General features: G+C 73.4%; 17 protein-coding genes. 13 read left to right on the top strand and 4 right to left on the bottom strand.

Translation table 11 applies throughout. The features are described from left to right. Positions 1-114: 114 nt before the first annotated feature. Entirely contained in the window at positions 115-843 is a 729-nt protein-coding gene (locus ACFV4G_RS33475; protein WP_380445946.1) for a SchA/CurD-like domain-containing protein, read from the bottom strand. A 230-nt stretch (positions 844-1,073) separates the two neighbouring features. Between ACFV4G_RS33475 and ACFV4G_RS33470 the strand changes: the two genes are divergently transcribed. The 9 genes from ACFV4G_RS33470 (at position 1,074) to ACFV4G_RS33430 (ending at position 7,353) form a co-directional block, all read left to right on the top strand. After that, entirely contained in the window at positions 1,074-1,403 is a 330-nt protein-coding gene (locus tag ACFV4G_RS33470) for a TcmI family type II polyketide cyclase (RefSeq protein ID WP_380445945.1), read from the top strand. A gap of 1 nt (position 1,404) precedes the next feature. After that, complete coding sequence (locus ACFV4G_RS33465) at positions 1,405-1,881, top strand: anthrone oxygenase family protein (RefSeq protein WP_380445944.1); 477 nt, start codon at positions 1,405-1,407, stop codon at positions 1,879-1,881. Between the two features lie 27 nt (positions 1,882-1,908). Further along, on the top strand, positions 1,909-3,087 hold the full coding sequence (locus ACFV4G_RS33460) for a methyltransferase (protein WP_380445943.1): 1,179 nt from the start codon (positions 1,909-1,911) through the stop codon (positions 3,085-3,087). Between the two features lie 62 nt (positions 3,088-3,149). Further along, positions 3,150-3,899 carry an SDR family NAD(P)-dependent oxidoreductase gene (locus ACFV4G_RS33455; RefSeq protein WP_380445942.1) on the top strand — a complete coding sequence of 250 codons (750 nt, stop codon included), beginning with the start codon at positions 3,150-3,152 and terminating at the stop codon, positions 3,897-3,899. A gap of 3 nt (positions 3,900-3,902) precedes the next feature. Next, the gene (locus tag ACFV4G_RS33450; RefSeq protein ID WP_380445941.1) at positions 3,903-4,220 is read left to right on the top strand and encodes an antibiotic biosynthesis monooxygenase family protein; all 318 of its coding nucleotides are present in this window, start codon (positions 3,903-3,905) and stop codon (positions 4,218-4,220) included. A gap of 38 nt (positions 4,221-4,258) precedes the next feature. Next, positions 4,259-4,549 carry an antibiotic biosynthesis monooxygenase family protein gene (locus ACFV4G_RS33445; RefSeq protein WP_380445940.1) on the top strand — a complete coding sequence of 97 codons (291 nt, stop codon included), beginning with the start codon at positions 4,259-4,261 and terminating at the stop codon, positions 4,547-4,549. A gap of 192 nt (positions 4,550-4,741) precedes the next feature. Continuing rightward, positions 4,742-4,966, top strand: coding sequence for a hypothetical protein (locus ACFV4G_RS33440; RefSeq protein WP_380445939.1), 225 nt, complete (start codon positions 4,742-4,744; stop codon positions 4,964-4,966). A 191-nt stretch (positions 4,967-5,157) separates the two neighbouring features. Then, on the top strand, positions 5,158-6,480 hold the full coding sequence (locus ACFV4G_RS33435; protein ID WP_380445938.1) for an acyltransferase domain-containing protein: 1,323 nt from the start codon (positions 5,158-5,160) through the stop codon (positions 6,478-6,480). 87 nt (positions 6,481-6,567) lie between these two features. Continuing rightward, positions 6,568-7,353 carry a BTAD domain-containing putative transcriptional regulator gene (locus ACFV4G_RS33430; protein ID WP_380445937.1) on the top strand — a complete coding sequence of 262 codons (786 nt, stop codon included), beginning with the start codon at positions 6,568-6,570 and terminating at the stop codon, positions 7,351-7,353. Positions 7,354-7,462: 109 nt separating this feature from the next. Here ACFV4G_RS33430 and ACFV4G_RS33425 read toward each other — a convergent pair whose 3' ends face one another. From ACFV4G_RS33425 to ACFV4G_RS33415, 3 genes are read right to left on the bottom strand one after another with little or no spacing between them, the layout of a single operon-like run. Next, the gene (locus ACFV4G_RS33425; RefSeq protein WP_380445936.1) at positions 7,463-7,909 is read right to left on the bottom strand and encodes a cobalamin B12-binding domain-containing protein; all 447 of its coding nucleotides are present in this window, start codon (positions 7,907-7,909) and stop codon (positions 7,463-7,465) included. Between the two features lie 36 nt (positions 7,910-7,945). Beyond that, on the bottom strand, positions 7,946-9,634 hold the full coding sequence (locus ACFV4G_RS33420) for a methylmalonyl-CoA mutase (protein WP_380445935.1): 1,689 nt from the start codon (positions 9,632-9,634) through the stop codon (positions 7,946-7,948). After that, entirely contained in the window at positions 9,631-10,632 is a 1,002-nt protein-coding gene (locus ACFV4G_RS33415) for a beta-ketoacyl-ACP synthase 3 (protein WP_380445934.1), read from the bottom strand. Before ACFV4G_RS33415 ends, ACFV4G_RS33420 begins: the two co-directional genes overlap by 4 nt. 175 nt (positions 10,633-10,807) lie before the next feature. On the opposite strand from ACFV4G_RS33415, the gene ACFV4G_RS33410 reads away from it, so the two are divergent. Genes ACFV4G_RS33410 through ACFV4G_RS33395 form a run of 4 tightly spaced genes read left to right on the top strand, consistent with a single transcriptional unit; the run spans position 10,808 to position 15,098 of the window. Continuing rightward, a complete protein-coding gene (locus ACFV4G_RS33410; RefSeq protein ID WP_380445933.1) occupies positions 10,808-11,275 on the top strand; it encodes an anthrone oxygenase family protein in 468 nt (155 codons plus the stop codon). Between the two features lie 4 nt (positions 11,276-11,279). Then, positions 11,280-13,019 carry a 2-isopropylmalate synthase gene (gene leuA, locus ACFV4G_RS33405; RefSeq protein ID WP_380445932.1) on the top strand — a complete coding sequence of 580 codons (1,740 nt, stop codon included), beginning with the start codon at positions 11,280-11,282 and terminating at the stop codon, positions 13,017-13,019. Position 13,020: 1 nt separating this feature from the next. Further along, entirely contained in the window at positions 13,021-14,133 is a 1,113-nt protein-coding gene (pdhA, locus tag ACFV4G_RS33400) for a pyruvate dehydrogenase (acetyl-transferring) E1 component subunit alpha (RefSeq protein WP_380445931.1), read from the top strand. Next, positions 14,124-15,098 carry an alpha-ketoacid dehydrogenase subunit beta gene (locus tag ACFV4G_RS33395; RefSeq protein WP_380445930.1) on the top strand — a complete coding sequence of 325 codons (975 nt, stop codon included), beginning with the start codon at positions 14,124-14,126 and terminating at the stop codon, positions 15,096-15,098. The genes pdhA and ACFV4G_RS33395 overlap by 10 nt, the downstream gene beginning before the upstream one ends. Positions 15,099-15,193 lie beyond the last annotated feature (95 nt).

The following is a 15,193-nucleotide window of genomic DNA, read 5'->3' as shown; positions in this document are numbered from 1 at the left end:
GACGTACGGGGGCCCCGGGGCCGGCGGGGCCAGGACGTTCCGGGGCCACGGGCGCCCCGGGCCCCAGGTGTCCCGCGCCCAGGGCGCCCCGGCCCCAAGGCCTCCCGCGGCGGCTCAGCCCGCGGGCGGCACGTCCGCCGAGAGCATCTGCAGTCGTCGCATGGCCGCGGCGCCGAAGAGCCCCTGACCCGCGTCCCGCGCACCCGCCAGGAACGGGCGCAGCGCGCCCTCCGTCCGCGGGGCGAGCCCGTCCGCGTGCAGCCGGCGGACCACGGCGTCGAACTCCCCGTCGTACTGCACCGCCCACACGAGGTGCTCGTCCTTGACGAAGGCCACCGAGGCGATCAAGGGGTCCCCGTCCTCGGCCGGCTTGCGCAGCACCTCGCCCTGCACCCGCTCGAAGACGGTGCCGATCTCGTCCTCGTCGGCGCCCGGCGCGATCCGCTGGGTCCACGCCGCCAGCTGCGCCGAGCGCTCCTCGCGGAACTCCTGGAACACGCAGGTCATCAGCGCGTTCTGGAAGTACTGCTGGAAGCCCTCCACGGTCTCGGTGTCGCGCGGCACCTGGAGGTACGGGCCGAGCTTGCGCTCCGCCTCCTTGACCCCCTGCTGGCCGCCCATGTGCCGGCCGATCTGCCGCAGGTCCCCCTCGAACTGGACCACGCGGGTCATGAGTTCGCCCTCGATGAAGAGCCCGGTCGAGACGTTGCGACCGGCCGACCGCCCCTCCTCGTCCCGGTACTCCGCCGAGTCGGCCCGACGGAAGCTCCCCTCGGCGAAGATCTCCGCGATCTCCTCCTCGTGTCCGAGCCGAACCTTGTAACCGATCGCGATGAATGCCATGGCCGCGCCTCCGGGTTGCTGGGATGGTCCGGGCCGCATGATGCCCGCGCGCGGTCCACGCCGGATCGAGGACCGCTGGGAGGGCCCGGCGGCGGCACGCATCGGCCGGTCACGAACTCCGCCGAGCTGACTCACCGTCAAGAATCTTCAGTGATCCTCCAGTTGTCCCGGAGGTCCGATCGCCACGATGGGGCGTCGATCCACCTCGAAGGCCCACGGATGGAGAAGGCATGCCCAAGTCGGACCGCACGCTGATCGTCGCGCGGATGGACCCCGCCGACGCGCCGGAGGTCGCCCGGATCTTCGCCGAGTCGGACGCCACCGAGCTGCCGCACCTGATCGGCGCCACCCGGCGCACCCTGTTCCGCTTCCACGACCTGTACTTCCACCTCGTCGAGTCGCAGGCGGACATCACCCCCGACCTCTACAAGGCCCGCAGCCACCCGCTGTACCAGGAGATCCACGACCGGCTGGCGGAGTACATGCGGCCGTACGACCCGGCGTGGGCCGAGCCCAAGGACGCGATGGCCCAGCCGTTCTACACCTGGCAGCGCGGCTGAGATGGAGGCCCTGCGCATCCTGCTTCCGGTCGCCCTGCTGGGCAACGGGCTCGCCGCGGGCGGGCTGATGATCGCCGTGCTGGGCGGCGCCCCGCTGCTGCTGTCGCTCCCGACCGAGCGGTACGTCGTCACCCACCAGTTCATGGCCACCCGGTTCGATCCGTTCATGCCGGCCTGCATGGTGGCCGCGCTGATCTGCGACGTCGGACTCGCCCTCGTGACCGGCACCGCCCTGACCGCGGCGCTCTTCGGGCTCTGCGCGCTGCTGCTGGTGGGCGCCATGGTGGTCTCGCTCGCCAAGAACGTCCCGATCAACCGGTGGATCGCCACCGTGGACCCGCAGGCGCTGCCGGACAACTGGACGGAGATCGACCCGCGGGTCCGGTGGAGCAACTGGAACCGGGTCCGTACCGCGCTGGTCCTGGCCGCGCTCGCGGTGCTCGTCCTGAACACCGGCCTGCTCCTGCACGCCAACTGACGCACGATCGATTCGAAGAGGATCCCCATGAGCGTTGACACGGTGACCGGCGGCCCGCCCGACGCGCGGTCGCTGCCCGCCCCGGTCCGGCTGATCCTGCTCACCAACGGCCGGCGGATCAGCGAAGTCCTGCACGTGGTCGCCGAGTTGCGGATCGCCGACCTGCTGGCCGACCACCCGCGGACGGTGGCCGAGCTGGCCGGGCTCACCGACAGCCACGAGGAGTCGCTCTACCGCGTGCTGCGCTGCGCCGCCGCCTTCGGGCTGGTGACGGAGGAGGAGGACCGCCGCTTCGCGGAGAACGAGCTCACCGTCGGCCTGCGCAGCGACATCCCGTTCGGGGTGCGCGACCTGGTGCTCTACAACGGCTCCGAGTCGGTGCGCCGCCCGTACGGCGAGATCCTGCACACCGTGCGCACGGGCCGCCCGGCGTTCGAGCACGTCTTCGGGCGCCCGTTCTTCGCCGGGGACGGCGCCGCGGACACCGGCACCACGGACACCGGCGCTACCCAGGACACCGGCGCCGCCCAGGACGACGTTGCCTCCCAGGACGACGTTGCCGCCGGGGAAGACACCGAACCCGTCGGCACCGGCGCCCTGTTCGACCGTGCGATGACGCAGATGAGCCGGTCCACCACGCACCTGTTCACCTCCCAGTACGACTTCACCCGCTTCTCGCGGATCGCCGACATCGGCGGCGGCCAGGGCTTCTTCCTGAGCGCCGTCCTGAACGCCGTGCCCGGCGCCACCGGGGTCCTCCTGGACCGGCCGCACGTCGTCAAGGACGCCGCACACCACCTGGCCGAGGCGGGGGTCGCGGAGCGCGTCTCGATCGTCCCCGGCAGCTTCTTCCACCCGCTGCCCGCCGACTGCGACGCCTACCTCCTCAAGCAGGTGCTGCACGACTGGGACGACGAGCACGCCGTGCGCATCCTGCGGGGCGTCCGCGACGCGCTCGGCGACCGCGCCGAGGGCCGGCTGCTGGTCCTTGACCACGTGGTGGCCGGGCCCAACGAGTGGGACCAGGGCAAGTTCCTGGACGTCGACATGATGCTCCGCTTCGGCGGCCGCGAGCGCACCCTCCGCGAGTGGCAGGACCTGCTGACCGCCGCGGACTTCGCCCTCGCCAACCGTCCCGCCACCGGCCGCTGGGCGGTCCTCGAAGCCCGGCCCCTCCCCCGGGCCCGGTCCGGCCGGGCGGCCTGAGCGGCCCCGGCACCCCGTACCGACGACACACCCGACACCAAGAGATGAGGCACCCGAGCGTCATGAGCATCGATCTGACCGGCAAGCGGATCCTGGTCACCGGCGGCAGCCGCGGCATCGGCCGCGGCATCGTCCTCGCGCTGGCCCGGGCCGGCGCCCGGACCGTCGCCTGCTACCGCACCGAGAGCCCGGCCGTGGAGAGCCTGCGCGGGGAGCTGGCCGCCACCGGCGGCGAGCACCACCTCGTCCAGGCCGACGTGAGTGTGCCGGAAGACGTCGAGCGGCTGGTCTCCGCCGCGAAGGAGCGCTTCGGCGCACTGGACGTCGTGGTCAACAACGCCGGCGTGATCAGCCACGTCCCCTTCCCCGAGCTGCCGCTGGAGGAGTGGCGGCGGGTGCTGGACACCAACCTCACCGCCCCGTTCCTGGTGATCCAGAAGTCGCTGCCGCTGCTGTCGGCCGGCTCCTCGGTGATCACCGTGGGCTCGCGGGCCGCGGTGATCGGCATCCCGCTGCGCGCCCACTACACCGCGTCCAAGGCCGGCCTCATCGGCCTGACCCGCTCGCTGATGAAGGAGCTCGGCCCGAAGGGCATCCGGGTCAACCTGGTCGCCCCGGGCGTCATCGAGACCGAGGAGTTCGAGACCGCGCCGCCGGAGGAGGTGGCCCGGGTCAAGTCCCGCTACCAGGGCCTGACCGGCCTCGGCCGGCTCGGCACCCCGGACGAGATCGCCGGCGCGGTGCTCTTCCTGTCCAGTGACCTCTCCGCGTACGTGACCGGCGAGACCATCCACGTGGACGGGGGGATCTGAGCCGTGGCCGAGCGATCCAAGGTCTTCCGGGTGCTGCTGCGCGCCGAGATCAAGCCCGAGCTGGAGCAGGACTTCGAGCGCACCTGGCTGGAGATCGGGTCCACCGTGACCGACCACCCCGCCAACCTCGGCCAGTGGCTGATGCGCAGCGAGGAGGAGGACGGCCTCTACTTCATCGTCAGCGACTGGGTGGACGAGCCGAGGTTCCGGGAGTTCGAGTCGAGCGACCAGCACCTGGACCACCGCAAGCGGCTGCACCCGTTCCGGTCCGGCGGCGCCATGTGGACCACCACGGTCCTGCACGCCCTGGAGAAGCGGTGACCACCGGCCGGACGCCGACCACGGGACGGGTGAGGATCATGCTCTTCTGCCAAGTCCCCTCCGGTGAGCAGGAGTCGGCGATCGAGGAGGCCTACCACCGGATCAGCGGCGACCTGGCCGGCACCGCCGGCCTGCTCGGCAACGAACTCCTCCGCTCGCTGATCGACGACGGCGCGTTCGCCGTGATGAGCGAGTGGGAGAGCGCCGAGGCCTTCAAGCGCTGGGACGAGGGGCCCGACCACAAGGGCCAGACCTCGCCGCTGCGCCCGTACCAGGACGCCGCGCGCTCCCGTCCCTGGGAGATGTACACCGTCCGGGCCGCCTACTGAGGGCCCGTCACCGGGCGCCCACCGGCACCGCGGACCCTCCCCGTCCGCGGTGCCGTACGCCGTTGCGCGTCGGACACCGTTGCGCGCCGTACGCCGTTGCGCGTCGGACACCGTTGTGCACCGGACACTGTTGCGCGCCGGCCGCCCGGACACCCGCTCCCCTCCACCGCGCCGCCGTCGAAGGGAAGTGCCATGTCTCCACCGGCCGACGGGTGCCGGGCCCGGCGCATCGCCTCGGCGGCGGTCCGCACGCTCGCCCTGGCCCTGCGCATCACGGGCGGCCTCTACGGCCCGTTCGACCCGGGCGGGCACCTCTCCCCGCCGCCGGACGGCAGCGCGCGGCGGCCGCCGGACAACGGCCGGCTCAGCCGGGCCGAAAAACGGTTGTGGGAAGAGCTCGTGGAACGGCTCCGCTGACCGCGCACGGACACCCGCGGGCAAAACCGCGGGCGAACCCGCGAGTAGGAATTCCGGCGGCCCGCGGCCGTGGAAAACGAATCCGGAAAAATCCGCCGAACATTTGGATTCGGCCAGCACAGCACTGGACATGCACGAGCAGGCGGTGGAATTGTCTGCTGCCGAGCCCAGCGGCCGCCGAAGGAGCACCGATGTCCGACCTCGCAGAGCCTCGAATCATCGCCTGGGCCGGAGCCGACGAACGGGCGGAGGAAACGGCGCGGACCGAACTCGCCGACCGGCTGGCAGCCGCCGCCCCGGACCGCCCGGACGCCCCCGACGCCCCCAACGGCCCCGACGGCCCGGGCAGGATCGACGGGATCGCCGACGAAGCGGCCCGGCGCCTCGCCGACATCCCGCCCGCCCACCGGGCGGTGCGCGGAGCACTCGTGGCCTCCTCCGTCCGGGAGGCCGCCGAGCTCCTGCGGACGGACCGCGCGCTGCGCCGGGACACCCGCCGGCAGCCGCCCCGGCCGGTCGGCCTGCTCTTCCCCGGCCACGGCTCGCAGCACCCCCGGATGGGTGCCGGGCTCTACGGCCACGACGCCGCGTTCAGCGCCGCGATGGACGACTTCTTCGCCGCCGTCGGCCCCACCGGCCCGATGCTGCGCGAGGCCTGGCTGGCCGAGGACCCCGAACGCCGGATCGACGAGGGGGAGCTCGGCCAGCCGCTGCTGTACGCGGTGGGGCACGCGCTCGCCCGGATGCTGGCCGGCTGGGGCCTGCGGCCCGCGGCCGTGCTCGGCCACAGCGTGGGCGAGCTGGTGGCCGCGACCGTCGCCGGGGTGCTCCGGCCGCGCGACGGCGCCCGGCTGATGGCCGCCCGCTCCCACACGTACGCGCCGGTGGTCCCCGGCGGGCTGGTCACGGTCGCCGCCTCGGCGCGGGAGCTCGCCCCGTTCGCCGTGGGCGACGTGAGCGTCGCGGTCGTCAACGGCCCCCGCCAGACCGCCCTCGGCGCCCCGACGGCGGCGCTGGCGGCACTGGAGCACGACCTGCGGCTGGCCGGCTTCGTGGCCCGCCGGACGAGGATCCGCCAGCCCTTCCACACCCCGCACGCCGTGCCCGCCGCCGAGCTCTTCGAACCGGCCTTCGCCGCGGTCGCCCTGCGGCCGCCCGAGCTGCCGGTGTACTCCTCCGCGACCGCCGCCCCGGTCCGCCCCCACGAGGCGCTCCGTCCGCGCTTCTGGGCCCGGCAGATGTCGGATCCGGTGCTCTTCGGCCCGGCCCTGGACCGCCTGCTCGCCGACCACCGCCTGCTGCTGGTCGAGGCCGGCCCCGGCCAGGCCCTGACCGCGCTCGCGCTGCGCCACCCCGCCGTGACCGCCGGCCGCAGCGCGGCCGTCGGCCTGCTTCCCGCCCGCCCCGGCGGCGACGGCTCCCGGAACGGGCGGGCCGACCGCGAGGCCGCCCTCCGGGCCGTGGCCCGGATCTGGGTGGAAGGCCACCAGCTGGACCGGACCGCGCCGAACTGAAACGCGTCCTGGTCCCGGCTCCGAGGGGATTCCCCCGAATTCCCCCGGAGTCCCCGGATTTCCCGGGAAAACCAAAACCCTCACCACATGAAAACAGGGGGAGCAATGGATTATTCGGTACTCGGGACCCTCGCCGCCCGGGACGGTGAAATCGACCGGACGCCCAGTGCCCCGAAACTCCGAAGGGTGTTGGCCACCCTGCTGCTGAGAGCCAACAAGCTGGTGCTGGCCGAAACGCTGGCCGAGGAACTCTGGCAGGACAATCCGCCGACCAGTGCGACCGCCACCCTGCAGACCTACATCTACCAGCTCCGCAAGTCGTTCGGGAGCGACGGCCGCGACCGCGAGAGCATCATCCGGACGCGGACCGAGCCCTCCGGCTACGTCCTGTCCGCCGATCCCGACCACCTCGACCTGGTGCGCTTCCAGGCCCTGGTGCGCGAGGGCCGGCACGCGCTGGAGACGAACCGGCCGGAGCGGGCGTCCGAGGTGCTCCACCAGGCGCTCGACCTGTGGCAGGGGCCGGTCTTCGGCGGCGTCGTGTGCGGGCCGGTCCTGCAGTGCCACGCGACTTTCCTGGAGGAGGAACGGATGAACGCCCTGGAGATGCGGATAGACGCGGACCTGCGGCTCGGCCTGCACCGCGAGCTGGTCTCCGAGCTCAAGACGCTCGTGGTGGCCCACCCGCTGCACGAGTGGTTCCACAGCCGCCTCATGATGGCGCTCCACTCCTCGTCCCGGCAGGGCGAGGCGCTCGACGTGTACCAGTCCTACCGCCGGCGGCTGCGCGACGAGCTGGGCCTCGAACCCGGCCTGGCGATGCAGCGCGCCCAGCAGGACATTCTCAACAGCACTTTGCAGCCGACGTTCTGACGTAACGTCATGTCGATGCGCTGATCGGCCGACGGCGGTCGGCGACCGGCCAGGGCACTCCGCCGGAGCCCCGGCCGGCCGGTTCCCGTCCACGGGTCGGTCCGGGCCGCTACGGCCTCCGCCCCACGGCGAGCGCAGCGTCACGGCCCGCGACGGAGGCAGCGTCACGGCCCGCGACGCGCTCGCGGATCACCCGCACGATCGAGGCCAGGTCGGTGCCGGGCCCGAAGACCTCGCCCACCCCCTGGGCCCGCAGCTCGTCGGCGTCCTCGGCCGGGACGATCCCGCCCAGGAGCACCAGCACGTCCTCCAGGCCCAGCGCGGACAGCCCCTCCAGCACCGGTGGCACCAGCGCGAGGTGGTTCCCGGAGAGGCTGGACAGCCCGAGCACGTCGGCGTCCTCCGCCAGCACGGCCTGCACGATCTGCTCCGGCAGCTGGTTGCCGAGGTACACCACTTCCATCCCGTGCTGCACCAGGTGGCGGCTGACCACCATGACGCCGCGGTAGTGCGAGTCGAGGCCGGGTTTGGCCATCACCACGCGGATGCGCTCCATCCGTGCTTCCTCCTCTTGGGTCGAGCCGACGTCCGGTCAGATGAGCGGCTGGTGCCAGCCGCCGTGCAGGCTGCGGAAGACCTCGCAGCACTCGCCGAGCGTCGCCCCGGCCCGTGCCGCGTCGAGCAGTCCCGGCATGGTGTTGCGGCCCGCGACGGCCGCCGCGCGCACCCGCTCCAGCGCCGTGCGCACCCGCCCGGCGTCCCGGGCCGCCCGCACGCGGGCCAGGCGGCGGCGCTGCGCCTCGATGGTGGCCGGCACCCGGAACGGTTCGATCCGCAGCGGCTCGTCCTCGTCCCGGAAGCGGTTGACGCCGACGACGGTCCGGCTGCCGTCGTCGAGCTCCAGCTGCCGGTCGTACGCGCGGCCGGTCAGCTGCTTGTGCACCCAGCCCTGGTCGACGGCCGCGACCAGGCCGCCCATCGCGTCGATCCGGTCCAGGAGGACGCCCACCCGGCGCTCGATCTCGTCGGTCAGGTGCTCGACGTAGTAGCTGCCCGCCAGCGGATCGGCGGTCCGGTCGACGCCCGTCTCGTGGCGCAGGATCAGCTGCGTGTGCAGCGCGGTGAGCGCCGCCTGTTCCGAGGGGATGGACAGTGCCTCGTCGTAGGCGCTGACGTGCAGCGACTGCGCGCCGCCCAGCACCGCCGCGAGGGCCTGGTACGCGGCCCGGGTGATGTTGTTGAGCGGCTGACGCGCCGTCAGCGCGGAGCCGGCGGTCTGGACGTGGTAGCGGAGCATCAGGCTGCGGGGGTCCGCCGCCTTCAGCCGCTCCTCGAAGACCCGGGCGTAGACCCGGCGGGCGGCACGGTACTTGGCGACCTCCTCGAAGAAGTCGCTGTCCGCGCTGAAGAAGGCGGTGAGCCGGCCGGCGAAGGAGTCCACGGGGTGGCCCCGGCGGACCATCTCCTCGGCCGTCGCGACGGCGTGGGCCACGACCAGCGCGACCTCGTGCACCGCGTCGGCGCCCGCCTCGCGGTAGTTGTAGCCGGTGTAGCTGATCGCGTTCCAGCGCGGCACCTGCTGGAGGCAGAACTCCACGACGTCCGTCGACAGTCGGAAGGAGAACGCGGGCTCGAGCACGCTCGGCGCGGTGAGCACCACCGTCTCCATCATGAAGTCGTTCTGCAGCGTGCCGCGCAGGTCGGCGAAGGCGTACCCGCGCCGCTCGGCGGCAGCCAGGTAGAAGGCGAGCACCGCCCCGGCCGCGACCGGGTGGGAGAGCACCAGCGAGACGCTCACCCGGTCGAGCGGGATCCCGTCGTACAGGGCGAGCATGTCCTCGACGCCGTCGATCGCGACCCCGCCCTGGCCGGCGTCCGCGCGGGCGATCGGCTCGTCGCTGTCGTAGCCGCGGTTGGTCGGGAAGTCGAAGACGGTGTTGACCGCGGTGGCCCCGGAGTCCAGCAGCATGCGCAGCCGCCGGTTGGTGTGGTCAGCGGTGCTGTACCCGGCCAACTGGCGTACCGCCCAAGGCCGTTCACGGTACATCCCGGCCCGGGTGCCACGGGTGAACGGAGCCCGGCCCGGCAGCTCGGCGGCGCGCTCGCCGGGCAGGTCCCCGGGGCCGTAGCAGGGCTTGACCGGCAGCCCGGACTCGGTGAAGACCGGTTCGGCGACGTCGGGTTCGGCGACGTCGAATCCGGTGGAAGCGGGCTCGGTGGAAGCGGGCTCGGTGGAAGCGGGTCCGGTGGAAGCGGGTCCGGTGGAAGCGGGTTCCGTCACGGCAGTCTCACCACCTGCGCGGCGAAGGTGAGTCCGGCCCCGAAGCCGATCAGCAGCGCGAGCGAGCCGGACTCGACCCGGCCGGTGGTGAGCAGCCGCTCGATCGCCAGCGGAATGGAGGCCGAGCTGGTGTTGCCGGCCGTCTCGATGTCGTCGGCCACCACCACGTGGCCGGGCAGCCCGAGTTCGCCGACCAGCACGTCGGTGATCCGCATGTTCGCCTGGTGCGGGACGAAGGCGGCCAGGTCCGCGAAGGTGATCCCGGCCTCGGCCACCGCCCTGCGGGCGACGGCCACCATCTCGTCCACCACCCAGCGGAAGACCCGGCGGCCGTCCATCCGCATGACCGGCACCGGCGCGGCCGGGTCGCGCAGGCGGTCGCCCCAGGAGCCGCTCATCACCACGGCGTCCAGCTGCCGCCCGTCGGCGCCCCAGACGACCGGGCCGACGCCCGGTTCGGCGGACGGGCCGAGCACGACCGCGCCGGCCCCGTCGGCCAGCAGGAAGGCGATCTGCCGGTCCGCCGGGTCGACCAGGTCGGTCAGCCGCTCCACGCCGACCACCAGGGCGTGGTCGGCGGTGCCGGTCCTGATCATCGCCGCGGCGGTCTCGATCGCGTAGCAGAAGCCGGCGCAGGCCGCGTTGAGGTCGAAGGCGGCCGCGCCGACCGCGCCGGCCCGGGTCGCGACGTCCACCGCGAGCGGCGGCAGCGAGACCAGGTTGGTCGTGCTCGCCGCGATGACCAGGCCGATGTCGCGCGGGTCCACGCCGGCCGCGGCGATCGCCTTCGCGGCCGCCGCCGCGCCCATCACCGCGAGCGTCTCCTCCGGTTCGGCGAAGCGGCGCAGCCGAATGCCGGAGCGCGACTCGATCCACTCCTCGGTCGAGTCGATCGCCTCGCACACCTCCCGGTTGTCCACCACCCGGCGCGGCCGGTAGTCGCCGACCCCGATGATCCGGCCGTACCTCGGCCCGGCCCGGCCTCCCGCCCTCAACACACCACTCAGCTCCTCTCGGCACAGCCATCCGTGGAGGGATCGTCGCCGGTGGCCCTCCACGGTGCATCGAGCACGTCTGAAGCGGCCGGGACCGTTCAGGGTCCTTCTAGGACGGCCCGAGCGCGCCTTGCCAAGGTGAGCGGCAAGAGCCCGCGAGCCGCGAGGAGGCACGAACGTGAACGACCTGGTCAACCACGGTCTGGGGCTGGTGGCCCTGCTGGGCAGCGGCATCGTCTCCGGGGTCTTCTTCGCCGTGGCCATCAGTGTCATCCCCACGGCCATGGCGCTCTCCGTCGACCGGTACGTGGAGATCCACAAGCTGCTGGGGCGCCACTACGACCCCACCATGCCGATCATCGTGATCTCCGCGGGGCTGGCCGACTTCGCGCTGGGCGGCACGGCCGACCGGGCCTGGATCCGGGTGCTCACCGTCCTCGCCGGCCTCGCGCTGGCCGGCGTGGCGGTGGTCTCCCGGGCCTGCAACGTGCCGATCAACCGCCAGGTCAAGCTGGTCGAGTCGGGTGCCGTGCCGGAGGGCTGGCGCGATCCGCGGCCGCTGTGGCGGGACTGGCACCACCTGCGGACGGCGCTGGCCATGGTCGCCCTCGTGGGCAACGCGGTCGCGGTCACCTGGGGGGCCTGAACCGATGGAATCCCGCTACCGCCGCTCCCTCGCGCTCGGCCGCTACCGGCCCGCCGTCCCGCTGGACCTGCCCGACCGCACCTGGCCCTCGCGCCGGATCACCCGGGCGCCGCGCTGGCTCTCCACCGATCTGCGCGACGGCAACCAGGCGCTGATCGACCCGATGTCACCGGCCCGCAAGCGCCGGATGTTCGACCTGCTGGTCGCGCTGGGCTACCGGGAGATCGAGGTCGGCTTCCCGGCCTCCGGGCAGGCCGACTTCGACTTCGTCCGCTCGATCATCGAGCAGGACGCCATCCCCGACCACGTGACCGTCTCGGTGCTCACCCAGGCGCGGGACGACCTCATCGGGCGGACCGTCGAGTCGCTGGCCGGCGCCCGGCGCGCGACCGTGCACCTCTACAACGCGACCGCGCCGCTCTTCCGCCGGGTGGTCTTCGGCGTCGACCGCGACCAGTGCCGGGCGATCGCCGAGCAGGGCACCCGTCTGGTCCTCGAACACGCCGGGAAGCTGCTCGGCGACGCGACCGAACTCGGCTACGAGTACAGCCCGGAGATCTTCACCGACACCGAGCCGGAGTTCGCACTGGAGGTCTGCGAGGCGGTGGCGGACGTCTGGCAGCCCGACGAGGGACGCGAGCTGATCCTCAACCTCCCGGCGACGGTGGAGCGTTCGACGCCCAACGACTACGCCGACCGGATCGAGTGGATGTCCAGGAACCTGACGAGGCGTCAGCACATCTGCTTGTCCGTCCACCCGCACAACGACCGCGGCACCGCCGTCGCCGCCGCCGAGCTCGCCGTCATGGCCGGCGCCGACCGCGTCGAGGGCTGCCTGTTCGGCCAGGGCGAGCGCACCGGCAACGTCGACCTCGTCACCCTGGCCATGAACCTCTACACCCAGGGCGTCGACCCCGGCATCGACCTCTCCGACATCGACGCGGTCCGCCGCACCGCCGAGCACTGCACCCGGTTGGAGGTGCACCCGCGCCACCCCTACGCGGGCGACCTCGTCTACACCTCCTTCTCCGGCTCCCACCAGGACGCCATCAAGAAGGGTTTCGAGGCGATGGCCGCCGAGGCCGAGGCGCTCGGCCGGCCGGTGGACGAGGTCCCGTGGGCCGTGCCCTACCTGCCCGTCGACCCCCGGGACGTCGGGCGCGGCTACGACGCCGTGATCCGCGTCAACTCCCAGTCCGGCAAGGGCGGGGTCGCCTACGTGCTGCGGACCGGGCACGGGCTCGACCTGCCGCGCCGCCTGCAGATCGAGTTCGCCAAGGCCGTCCAGGCCCGCACCGACGACCTCGGCGGCGAGGTCGCGCCCGAGGAGATCTGGCGGCTCTTCCGCGCCGAGTACCTCACCGAGCGCGCACCGCTGGCCCTGCTCAGCCACGACACCGCCACCGGCGACGACGGCCGCGACACGCTCACCGCGGCCGTCCGCCTCGACGGCGCGATCCACCGGCTGCACGGCACCGGCAACGGGCCGATCGACGCCTTCGCCGACGCGCTCGCCGGGATCGGCGTGGACCTCCACGTGCTCGACTTCCGCGAACACGCGCTCGCCGCCGGCAGCAACGCCCGCGCCGTCGCGTACGTGGAGTGCGCCCTGCACGGCCGGACGGTGTGGGGCGTGGGCATCGCCACCGGGATCGTCCGCGCCTCGCTCGCCGCCGCCGTCAGCGCCGTCAACCGGGCCGGCGCCGCCACCCCCGCCGCCACCACCCCCGGCCAGGAGGCCTGACGTGCTCACCAGCCGCTTCCCCGCCCACGACCCCGATCCGGTGCAGCTCCTCGACCCGGCCGGCCGCCGGGTCGCCCACCCCGACCACGAACTCGACCTCACCCCCGAGGAGTACCGGGCGCTCTACCGCGACATGGTGCTGGTGCGCCGGATCGACACCGAGGCCACCGTCCTCCAGCGCCAGGGCGAACTCGGCCTGTGGGCCTCGCTCCTCGGCCAGGAGGCCGCCCAGATCGGCGCCGGACGGGCACTGCGCCCGCAGGACTTCGTGTTCTCCAGCTACCGCGAGCACGGCGTCGCCTGGTGCCGGGGCATCCCCCCGATCGACCTCCTCGGGTTCTGGCGCGGCACCGCCCACGGCAGTTGGGACCCGTACCGGGCCGGCATGGCCAACTACCAGGTGGTGGTGGGCGGCCACGCCCTGCACGGCGTCGGCTACGGCATGGGCCTGCGGCTCGACGGCGCCGACGGCGCGGTGCTGGTCTGCTTCGGCGACGGCGCGACCAGCCAGGGCGACGTCCACGAGGCCTTCACCTACGCGGCCGTGTTCGACGCCCCGGTGGTCTTCTACTGCCAGAACAACCACTGGGCGATCTCCGAGCCGCTCTCCCGGCAGACCCGCGTCCCGCTGTACCGGCGCGCCCACGGCTACGGCTTCCCCGGCGTCCGGGTGGACGGCAACGACGTGCTCGCCACGCTCGCGGTGACCGACGCGGCCCTGGAGCACGCCAGGTCCGGCTCGGGACCGGTGCTGATCGAGGCCGTCACCTACCGGATGGCCCCGCACACCACCTCCGACGACGCCACCCGCTACCGCTCCCCCGACGAGGTCGCCGAGTGGGCCGCACGGGATCCGATCACCCGCCTGCGGGCCTACCTGGAGCACGAGCGGTTCGCCGACCCCGCGTTCTTCACCGCCCTCGACGAGGAGGCCGACCGGCTGGCCGTCCGGCTGCGCACCGAGTGCCGCGCCCTGCCCGACCCCGGGCCGACGGCCGTGTTCGACCACGTCTACGCCGGACCGCACCCGCTCATCGACGCCGGGCGCGCCCGCCTCACCGAGTTCCTCGACCAGTTCACGGACGGACCGGAAGGGACCCACACATGGAGCTGACCCTCGCCAAGGCCCTCAACGCCGGCCTCCGCAAGGCCATGGAGGCCGACCGCAGGGTGGTCCTGCTCGGCGAGGACGTCGGCCGCCTCGGCGGCGTCTTCCGGATCACCGACGGGCTGCACAAGGACTTCGGCGGCGACCGCGTGATCGACACCCCGCTCGCCGAGTCGGGGATCGTCGGCACCGCCATCGGCCTCGCCTTCCGCGGCTACCGGCCGGTCTGCGAGATCCAGTTCGACGGCTTCGTCTACCCCGCGTACGACCAGATCGTGGCCCAGCTCGCCAAGCTCCGCGCCCGCACCGGCGGCCGGGTGGCCATGCCGGTCGTCGTGCGGATCCCGTTCGGCGGCGGGATCGGCGCGGTGGAGCACCACAGCGAGTCGCCGGAGGCGTACTTCGCCCACACCGCGGGGCTGCGGGTGGTCACCTGCGCCCGGCCCGCCGACGCGTACTGGATGATCCAGCAGGCGGTGGCCTGCGACGACCCGGTGATCTTCTTCGAGCCCAAGCGCCGCTACTGGGACAAGGGCGAGGTCGACCCGGCGGCCGGCGCGCCGCTGCCGCTCCACTCGGCCGAGGTGGTCCGCCCGGGCACCGACCTCACCCTCGTGGGGTACGGGCCGACGGTCCGGCTCTGCCTGGAGGCCGCCGGGGCCGCCGCCGCGGAGGGCCGCAGCCTGGAGGTGGTCGACCTGCGCTCGCTCTCGCCGCTGGACGTGCCCACCGTCCGGGACTCGGTCGTGCGGACCGGGCGGCTGGTCACCGTCCACGAGGCGCCCGGCCAGCTGGGCGTGGCCGCCGAGCTCGCCTGCCGGATCACCGAGGCGTGCTTCTACTCCCTCCAGGCGCCCGCGCTGCGGGTGACCGGCTTCGACACCCCGTACCCGCCGTCCCGCCTGGAGGACGTCTACCTGCCGGACCTGGAGCGGGTGATGGACTGCGTAGAGCAGTCGCTGTCGCACTGAACGGGCGCGCGTGCGCCGAGGTGGGGGCGGGGGGCGGCGCGGGGGGGCGGGGCCGGGTGGGGCGGGGAAAGTTTTGTCCCCCCCCGGCGGGGTGT

Source organism: Kitasatospora sp. NPDC059747 (assembly GCF_042732955.1).
Classification (GTDB): Bacteria; Actinomycetota; Actinomycetes; order Streptomycetales; family Streptomycetaceae; genus Kitasatospora.
This window is presented reverse-complemented; position numbering and strand designations above follow the sequence as displayed.

Excerpts from the sequence above, each read along its gene's own strand:
- ACFV4G_RS33465 (WP_380445944.1), top strand. The coding sequence starts at position 1,405 with ATGGAGGCCCTGCGCATCCTGCTTCCGGTCGCCCTGCTGGGCAACGGG.
- ACFV4G_RS33435 (WP_380445938.1), top strand. The coding sequence starts at position 5,158 with ATGTCCGACCTCGCAGAGCCTCGAATCATCGCCTGGGCCGGAGCCGAC.
- ACFV4G_RS33445 (WP_380445940.1), top strand. The coding sequence starts at position 4,259 with ATGCTCTTCTGCCAAGTCCCCTCCGGTGAGCAGGAGTCGGCGATCGAG.
- ACFV4G_RS33425 (WP_380445936.1), bottom strand. The coding sequence starts at position 7,909 with ATGGAGCGCATCCGCGTGGTGATGGCCAAACCCGGCCTCGACTCGCAC.
- ACFV4G_RS33460 (WP_380445943.1), top strand. The coding sequence starts at position 1,909 with ATGAGCGTTGACACGGTGACCGGCGGCCCGCCCGACGCGCGGTCGCTG.
- ACFV4G_RS33470 (WP_380445945.1), top strand. The coding sequence starts at position 1,074 with ATGCCCAAGTCGGACCGCACGCTGATCGTCGCGCGGATGGACCCCGCC.
- ACFV4G_RS33430 (WP_380445937.1), top strand. The coding sequence starts at position 6,568 with ATGAAAACAGGGGGAGCAATGGATTATTCGGTACTCGGGACCCTCGCC.
- leuA (WP_380445932.1), top strand. The coding sequence starts at position 11,280 with ATGGAATCCCGCTACCGCCGCTCCCTCGCGCTCGGCCGCTACCGGCCC.
- ACFV4G_RS33440 (WP_380445939.1), top strand. The coding sequence starts at position 4,742 with ATGTCTCCACCGGCCGACGGGTGCCGGGCCCGGCGCATCGCCTCGGCG.
- ACFV4G_RS33475 (WP_380445946.1), bottom strand. The coding sequence starts at position 843 with ATGGCATTCATCGCGATCGGTTACAAGGTTCGGCTCGGACACGAGGAG.
- ACFV4G_RS33455 (WP_380445942.1), top strand. The coding sequence starts at position 3,150 with ATGAGCATCGATCTGACCGGCAAGCGGATCCTGGTCACCGGCGGCAGC.
- ACFV4G_RS33395 (WP_380445930.1), top strand. The coding sequence starts at position 14,124 with ATGGAGCTGACCCTCGCCAAGGCCCTCAACGCCGGCCTCCGCAAGGCC.